The following is a 7,456-nucleotide window of genomic DNA, read 5'->3' on the forward strand; positions in this document are numbered from 1 at the left end:
CGAGATCCGTTGCGAACATCTGCTGCTGGGCATTCTGCGCGGCGGCGATAGGGCGGCCATTGCCCTGATCACCGAGCACGTCTACACCGCGCAGCTGCGCGCCGCGGTCGTCAGGCTGCTGGACAGCGCCGCCTAGCGCCACGCCGTCAGCGTCAACGCGGTTGCCACCGCGATCGACCAGACCAGCATGGTCAGGCCGGTATCGCGCAACACCGGGATCAGCTCGGGTCCGGTGCGCCCAGTGCGCACCGGAGCCGCGGCCCGCACCGCCAGCGGGGTGGCCACCAATCCGGCCGCACACCATGGCGTTGCGGCTGTCAGCGCGAGGGTGAGAACGGCGGCGACGGCCAGCAACGCCTGGTACAGAATGCGTGTCCTCTTGTCGCCCAGGCGCACCGCCAACGTGATCTTGCCGGACTCCCCATCGGTCGGGATGTCTCGTAAGTTGTTGGCTACCAACACCGCCGACGACAACGCACCCGTCGTCACCGCCAACGCCAGGCCCACCCAGTCGACCCGCAGTGCCTGCGTGTACTGGGTGCCGAGCACCGCGACCAGACCGAAGAACAGGAACACCGCGACTTCGCCGAAGCCGGCATAGCCGTACGGTTTCGAGCCGCCGGTATACAGCCACGCCCCAGCGATGCACAACGCGCCGACCGCGATCAGCCACGGCGCACTGGTCAGCGCGAGCACGAGTCCGGCCACCGCGCCGACCGCCAAGCTGGCCAGCGCCACTGTCAGCACTGCCCGCGGCGTCGCCAGTCGCGAACCCACCAGGCGCACCGGACCCGCCCGGTTGTCGTCGGTCCCGCGGATGCCGTCTGAGTAGTCGTTGGCGAAGTTCACCCCGACGATGAGTGCCAGCGCGACAGCCAGTGCGAGCAACGCCTTCCACCAGACCGCGCCGTGCAGCCAGGCGGCGGCGCCGGTACCGGCGATCACCGGTGCGATGGCGTTGGGAAGTGTTCGCGGTCGCGCGCCGGCGATCCACTGCGCAAGACTGGCCACCCCCCGATCGTTCCATGCGCGTGCACAAGAATGATCACCGTGCTTGGAGTGATTGGCGGCAGCGGCTTCTACACCTTCTTCGACTCTGCCGCGCGCAGCGTCAACCTGGACACGCCCTACGGCGAGCCCAGCGCCCCGGTCAGCGTCGGCTCGATCGGGGAGCACGAGGTGGCATTCCTGCCTCGACACGGCGCCGACCACCGGTTTCCGGCGCACAAGGTGCCCTACCGCGCCAACATGTGGGCGCTGCGGGCATTGGGAGTGCGCCAGATCCTCGCCCCGTGCGCGGTCGGCAGCCTGACGACCGATCACGGGCCGGGCGCCATCGTGGTGCCCGATCAACTCGTGGATCGGACTCGTCGCCGCGCCGACACCTACTTCGACTCCGGCGCGGCGCACGTGTCCTTCGCCGATCCGTACTGCCCGACGTTGCGCTCGGCGGTCACCAGCCTGCCCGAGGTGGTCGACGGCGGCACCATGGTCGTCATCGAGGGGCCGCGGTTTTCCACCCGCGCGGAAAGTCAATGGTTCGCCGCCGCCGGCTTCACGTTGATCAACATGACCGGTTACCCGGAGGCGGTGCTGGCCCGTGAGCTCGAAATCTGCTATGCGGCAATTGCTTTGGTGACCGATCTGGACGCCGGTATCGACGTGGGCGGCGGGGTGAAGGTTGACGAGGTGATCAGCGAGTTCGCGAAGAACATCGAGCCGTTCAAAAATCTCGTGCGCGACGCGATCGGCCGGGTGGACACCGAGCACGCGTGTGCCGAGTGCCTATCGCACACCGGGGTCCCGCTTCCGTTCGACGAGCCGTGACAGCTCAGCCGGTCTTCGCTTCGCGCTTGCGCTCCTCGTCGGGGGCCGGGCGGGGCGGGCGGCCTTTGCGCAGGGTGTCGATCAACTCCCGATACGGCCCGACCAGGTAGACGGTGTCGTCGGCGTGCAGTCGCGCATCACGGCGGGGATGCAACTTGAGCAGGCCGTTGGACGTCGTGATGGCGATGACGCGGGCTTGAGTGGACAGCTCGAACATGCGCAGCCCGTCGAGCTCGCTGCCCGCGGCCACCTGCATTCCGCCGACCACGAATGAGCTCTGGCCCACCGAGAACGTGCCCAGCACCTGCAGGCCGATCGCCGCGCCGATGAACCACGGTGCGGCCAGCTCGACGGTGGAGCGAACGTTCTCAAAGCCGAACCGCTGCGCCACCGCGAAGCCCAACGTGCGGTCGTACACTCGCAGCACCAGCGGGACATCGGTCCAGTGCTCTCGGGTCGCAGTCTTGCGGCCCAGCATTTCGGTCAACACGATGCCGGTCTCGATGTTGATGATGTCGTCGCGGGTCAGCATCGCCACCGCCCGGGCGCGATCCACCCGCGCGGCTTGCAGAGTCTGGCGCAACGTGGCATCGCCGAAGATGACCGGCACGTCGAGATCGCGCACCGCCGACAGGAAGCGGTTGTCCTCGTTGCGCTCGATCACCGCGACGTCGTACCCCGCCACGGTCAGGTCTCTGACCACCCGCATGCCAAGCCCACTGAGCCCGACCACCACGATGTGGTTGCGCAGATGCCCCACCCGGGGGCGTGCCGACGCGAAAACAAAACGGCGCGAGAGCAGTACGTCGGCGACGAACGAGACCAACAACGCGGTCGTGGTCACGCCGCTGAACATCAGCAGCGTGGAAAACGTCCGCAGCCAGGTGGGCTGGTTCACGAAGCTGAAGTCGCCGTATCCGGTCGTGGTCATCGTTTCGACCGTGAAGTAGAACGCGTCGATCCAGCCCATCTTGGGCGGGGGACGATACCCGAACCGCAAGGTAATCGTGGCGCTGATCAGTACGACCAACGTCGCGGCGACGACCGGATAAAACGTCGGGTTGACGTCGATGACCACGCCGCGGACAGCGTCGACCATACGACGCAACAGCGGCCGCCGGGAGCGCGCCCGCGTCGCGCGGGGGACCTTGATGCCCTGGGCGGCGAGCTCGTTGGCGGTACCGATCATCACCGTCCAGTCGCCGGCATGCACCCGCTGATCGCGACCAGGACATACCTCCAGCTCACCGGGGTTGGGTGAGTCGTCGCCGTGGATGACCGCCACGGGCGGCAGGTCACCGTAGAGCTCACGCAGGGTCGCTTCGCGCGACGCCGTTTTGCCCGCGACGACAAAGTTCATTCCGGCGGCATCGAAATCATGGGTGGTCTGGGCCAGGCAGGCTTCGACCACGGCCGGCGCGGCGAGATCGGCGACGTCGAGGATCGCCCCGGGGCCGTTGTCGTCGTTGACCGCTTCGCGCAGCACATCGTTGGCCACCCGCGACACCACGCGCAGATTCGGGTTGGCTTTCCTTGCCAGCAAGGCGATTTCGAGATTTACCGCGTCGTCGTCACCGGCGCAGACCACCGCGAGCGCATGCGAGACGTCGGCGAGGGTGAGCTCGCGGGCGACGCCCGCCTCGGATGTCTCACCGGCCGCCATCCGGACAACCGTCGCGCCCGCGTGTTTCAGCTCATCGGCGATTGTGGTCGCCAGCGCATCGTCACCGCTGACAATGATGTGGCGATGCATCTTCACGTCCGTTGCTCAAAAGCCCGACCGATATCGAACACTCGCTGACGTCGGGCCGGTTCATCAGGGCATTATGTCATCCGGTGCGAGCAGCGCCGCGCATAAGTGTCGCTAGGACAAGCTGTTTCCGGTTAGCCGGACTAGCGCCGACCGGTCCACCTTGCCGATGCCGCGCATCGGCAACGCGTCGACGACGTGCATCTCGCGCGGCGCGGCGGTGTGGTCCAGGGTTCGCATCACGTGCGCACGTAGCGCTTCGAGTGAGGGTGCGGCGCAACCATCGGCCACCACGATGACGGCGGCCACTCGCTGGCCGAGGCGTTCATCGGCCAGCCCGAACACCGCGCAGTCGGCGACGGCGGGATGGGTCCGCAACGCCGCCTCGACCGGTTGCGGCATCACCGTTAATCCGCCGCTGCTGATCGCGTCGTCGATTCGGCCGAGCACGCTCAGCACGCCCGAATCGTCAACGACGCCAATATCGTCAGTGCGGAACCAGCCCGGCTCGACGAACGGGTCGGGGTCGGGCGCATTGCGATAGCCCTTGGCCAGCGTCGGGCCGCCGAGCGCGATCCGGCCGTCGGCATCGACTCGCACCTGGACGCCGTCGAGCGGGACGCCGTCGTAGACGCAGCCACCGGCGGTCTCGCTCATGCCGTAGGTGCGGACCACGTTGACGCCGGCTCGTGCGGCGGCGTCGAGGACCGGTCGTGGGGCCGGGCCACCGCCGATCAGCACGGCGTCGAGGCCGGCCAGCGCGGCAGCGGCGGCCGGGTCGTCCAGCGCCTTGGCCAGCTGCGTGGCTACCAGCGCCGTGTAGCGGCGCCCCGGGCCGAGTTCGTCTACGGCAGAAGGCAATTGGTTGATGTCGAACCCGGTCGAGACGTCCAGCTCGACCGGGACAGTGCCGGCCAGCAGGCTGCGCACCAGCACCTGGATGCCGGCGATGTGATACGACGGCAATGCCAGCAGCCACCGGCCGGGCCCGCCCAGCCGGTCATGGGTAGCGTCGGCGCTGGCGGTCAGGGCGGCGGCAGTCAGCTGCGCGCCTTTCGGGGTACCCGTGGTGCCTGACGTCGTCACTACCAGGGCGATGTCGTCGTCGATCTCCTCGCCCACTCGCAGCGCGGCCGGCGCGGAATCGTCATTACCGACCGGCAGCAGCGCGGATGCCCGGCCGTTCAGGACGTCGTCCAGCTCGGCCAGCAATGGGCCCGCCGAGGAGCCCTGCGCCACGGCGAACGCGCGCAGGACGGCTATCCGGTTTCCTCGCCGTCGCGGGCGTCGTCCAACGGCCAGCCTTTGGCGGCCAGCCGCTCTCGCACCCGCTCGATGTCCACCGGAGAGGGCAACTCGTCGGTGAGCTGGGTGATCAGCACGCCGATGTCGACGTGGTCGAAGTCGCCCCGCTGCATCAGGTCGCTGGCCACCACCTTCACCTCGTCGTTGCTCAGCCGGCGAGACAACAGGGCGAGCACGGGGAAGTAGTCGGTCGGCGGAATGCCTTCCGGGTATCCGGCGCGCAGCCAAGCGACTACCGAAGTCAAGAATCGGTTCACAATGAGTCCACTTCCCCCGTTGGACGGTCAGTAAGCCTCAAAACAGAAGAAATCCTGACTTTACGCGGGCTTGGCTCCGAGAAGGTAAACGCCGGTCCATGCCCCAAGGGCGTCGCGTGCGATGTAGAGCACGCCGATCACGACCGCAATCAGCGCCAATGCGTATATCGCGTAGCTGAGAGCGGCGAGCGCCGGGTTCTTGTGCGCGACGGCCGCGCCGTCGGAGCCCTGGACGCCGGCACCAGCGGAGCCCGCCCGTACCGCAAGCGCGAACAGCGCGGGCAGTCCACTGCCGAGGATCAGCCCGAAGAGCAGGATCTTCAATGAGGCTTGGTAGTTGAACCAGTGGCTCATAGCGTGCCTGCTTTCTTGCTCTCGGTGTGTGCGGCGGCGCCGGGAGCCTCGCTGTTGCTGTAGGGGGCGCCGGCGAGGCCTGGGTGACCTTCCTCGTCGAGACCGGCGGTCAGGTCGCCCTTCCACTCGGCGTTGACGTTGGTGTGATCGACCTTGGTCTTGCGCGACTGCAGGTAGATCGCCGTGGCCGTGGCCACCAGCAGCAGGAAGCCGAGGATCGCGCCGGGGAAGCCGCCGACCCCGTGCACGATGTAGTAGGTGACGGCACCGACCAGGCCGGCCGACGGCAAGGTGATCAGCCACGCCGCGGCCATCCGGCCCGCCACGCTCCAGCGCACCTCGGCGCCCGGCTTGCCCAAACCGCTGCCGAGCACGGATCCGGTGACCACCTGAGTGGTGGACAGCGCGTAGCCGAAATGAGCCGACAGCAAAATGATGACTGCCGAGGAGGATTCGGCCGCCATGCCCTGCGGCGACTTGATTTCGACGATGCCCTTGCCCATCGTGCGGATGATCCGCCAGCCGCCGGTGTAGGTGCCCAGCGCCATCGCGCAGGCACAGGCCAGGATCACCCAGAACGGGGGCGTGTGGGACGCCCGGCTGACCGCGCCGTAAGACATCAGCGCCAGGAAGATCACACCCATCGTCTTCTGCGCGTCGTTCGTGCCGTGCGCCAGCGAGACCAGCGACGCCGAGAAGATCTGGCCGCGGCGGAAGGCATTTTCGCTGCGCTCTTCGGGGACGCCACGGTTGATCCGGTAGACCAGCCAGGTGCCGACCGCGCCGACGACTCCGGCCAATATGACCGAGACCAGGGCCGGGATCAGCACCAGCGAAACGACGCCGGTCCAGATCACGCCGTGCCCGCCGACCGCGGCGATCATCGCGCCGATGATGCCGCCGACCAGGGCGTGCGACGAGCTCGACGGGATGCCCAGCAGCCAGGTCAGCAGGTTCCAGACGATCCCGCCAACCAGCCCGGCGAAGATCAAATCGGGTTTGACCAGATGAGCGTCGACCAGATTCTTCGCGATGGTTCCGGCGACCGCGGTGGACAGGAACGCTCCCAACAGATTCAGCACAGCCGAGAGCGATACCGCGGTCTTCGGCTTGAGTGCCCCACTAGCGATGGAGGTGGCCATGGCGTTGGCGGTGTCGTGGAAGCCGTTCGTGAAATCGAATGCGAGGGCGGTGATCACGACGATGATCAAGAGGAACAACTGAAGGTTCACGGGCCTAATTCTGGGGGTAGTTGGGTCCAGTTGTCGAAAGAACGGCGTGGGTAATCCAAGGTATATCGCTGGTCGTTGTCAGATGTTCGCCTGGGGTTAACTTCGGAGCTCGTGACGTTAACCGCGGGTGTCGCGCCGAAGTGGGTGTTCCGGTGGAATCTGGACGAAGATCAGCAGCACGCCGTCGGGATCGACCACATGCATTTCGTGCAGACCCCACGGTTCTTGACGGGCCTCGCGGGCGATCATGACGCCCCTACTTTCCAGTTCGGTCTGTGTCGCCACCACATCGCGCACCTGCAGCCACAGCGCGCCGGGGAAAGGTCCGGCCGAGTCTTCCGGTGCGCCATGGTCGGCCAACTCGATCAGCGACTGGCCGGCGAAGAACACCGTCCCCGCGCCGTAGTCGCGAAAGATCGCCAAACCGATCTGGTCGCGGTAGAAGCTCAGCGACCGCTGGTAATCCACCGGCCGAAAGAGCATCCGGCTGGCGAGAATCTCCATGCCGTCGTGTCTATCACGCCGGGTTGTTCGGTTGGAGCCGCTGCCGCCTGATCATCGTGGTCGCCAGCCCCGGAACGACGGTGTCGATCGCCTGCGCGGCCAGCGCCATCCGCGGCGCGATCCGGACTGGGCGGGTGCGCGCCGCGGTGATCATCCAGCCCGCGGCCTCCTCGGAGGTCATCGCCGGCAACCCCTGATACTCCTTGGTCGGCGCGATCATCGGGGTG

General features: G+C 67.2%; 7 protein-coding genes and 3 pseudogenes. 2 read left to right on the forward strand and 8 right to left on the reverse strand.

Going from position 1 to position 7,456, the window contains the following annotated elements:
- Window positions 1-136 (forward strand): annotated as a pseudogene (locus VN856_RS21070) (Clp protease); the annotation flags it as partial.
- Here VN856_RS21070 and VN856_RS21075 read toward each other — a convergent pair.
- Complete coding sequence (locus tag VN856_RS21075) at window positions 133-1,011, reverse strand: 1,4-dihydroxy-2-naphthoate polyprenyltransferase (RefSeq protein WP_325692557.1); 879 nt, start codon at window positions 1,009-1,011, stop codon at window positions 133-135. The pseudogene VN856_RS21070 and the gene VN856_RS21075 sit on opposite strands and share 4 nt — an antisense overlap.
- Window positions 1,012-1,041: 30 nt before the next feature.
- Here VN856_RS21075 and VN856_RS21080 point away from each other — a divergent pair, with 30 nt between their 5' ends.
- Window positions 1,042-1,827 carry an S-methyl-5'-thioadenosine phosphorylase gene (locus tag VN856_RS21080; RefSeq protein WP_325692559.1) on the forward strand — a complete coding sequence of 262 codons (786 nt, stop codon included), beginning with the start codon at window positions 1,042-1,044 and terminating at the stop codon, window positions 1,825-1,827.
- 4 nt (window positions 1,828-1,831) lie between these two features.
- Here the strand turns inward: VN856_RS21080 and VN856_RS21085 are convergent, their stop codons facing one another.
- The 7 genes and pseudogenes from VN856_RS21085 to VN856_RS21115 form a co-directional block, all read right to left on the reverse strand.
- Window positions 1,832-3,580 (reverse strand): NAD-binding protein, encoded by a 1,749-nt coding sequence (locus VN856_RS21085; RefSeq protein ID WP_325692561.1) that lies wholly within the window; start codon window positions 3,578-3,580, stop codon window positions 1,832-1,834.
- Window positions 3,581-3,691: 111 nt separating this feature from the next.
- Window positions 3,692-4,765 (reverse strand): o-succinylbenzoate--CoA ligase, encoded by a 1,074-nt coding sequence (menE, locus tag VN856_RS21090; protein WP_414687014.1) that lies wholly within the window; start codon window positions 4,763-4,765, stop codon window positions 3,692-3,694.
- Between the two features lie 71 nt (window positions 4,766-4,836).
- Complete coding sequence (locus VN856_RS21095; RefSeq protein WP_325692565.1) at window positions 4,837-5,139, reverse strand: DUF3349 domain-containing protein; 303 nt, start codon at window positions 5,137-5,139, stop codon at window positions 4,837-4,839.
- 60 nt (window positions 5,140-5,199) lie between these two features.
- Window positions 5,200-5,493: a hypothetical protein gene (locus VN856_RS21100; protein WP_325692567.1), complete on the reverse strand. Its 294-nt coding sequence runs from the start codon at window positions 5,491-5,493 to the stop codon at window positions 5,200-5,202.
- A gap of 16 nt (window positions 5,494-5,509) precedes the next feature.
- Window positions 5,510-6,725: pseudogene (locus VN856_RS21105) on the reverse strand (inorganic phosphate transporter); the annotation flags it as partial.
- A 117-nt stretch (window positions 6,726-6,842) separates the two neighbouring features.
- Entirely contained in the window at window positions 6,843-7,229 is a 387-nt protein-coding gene (locus tag VN856_RS21110; RefSeq protein ID WP_325692569.1) for a VOC family protein, read from the reverse strand.
- 13 nt (window positions 7,230-7,242) lie between these two features.
- A pseudogene (locus tag VN856_RS21115) lies at window positions 7,243-7,456 on the reverse strand (short-chain dehydrogenase); the annotation flags it as partial.

The organism is Mycobacterium sp., assembly GCF_035603715.1.
Lineage (GTDB): Bacteria > Actinomycetota > Actinomycetes > Mycobacteriales > Mycobacteriaceae > Mycobacterium.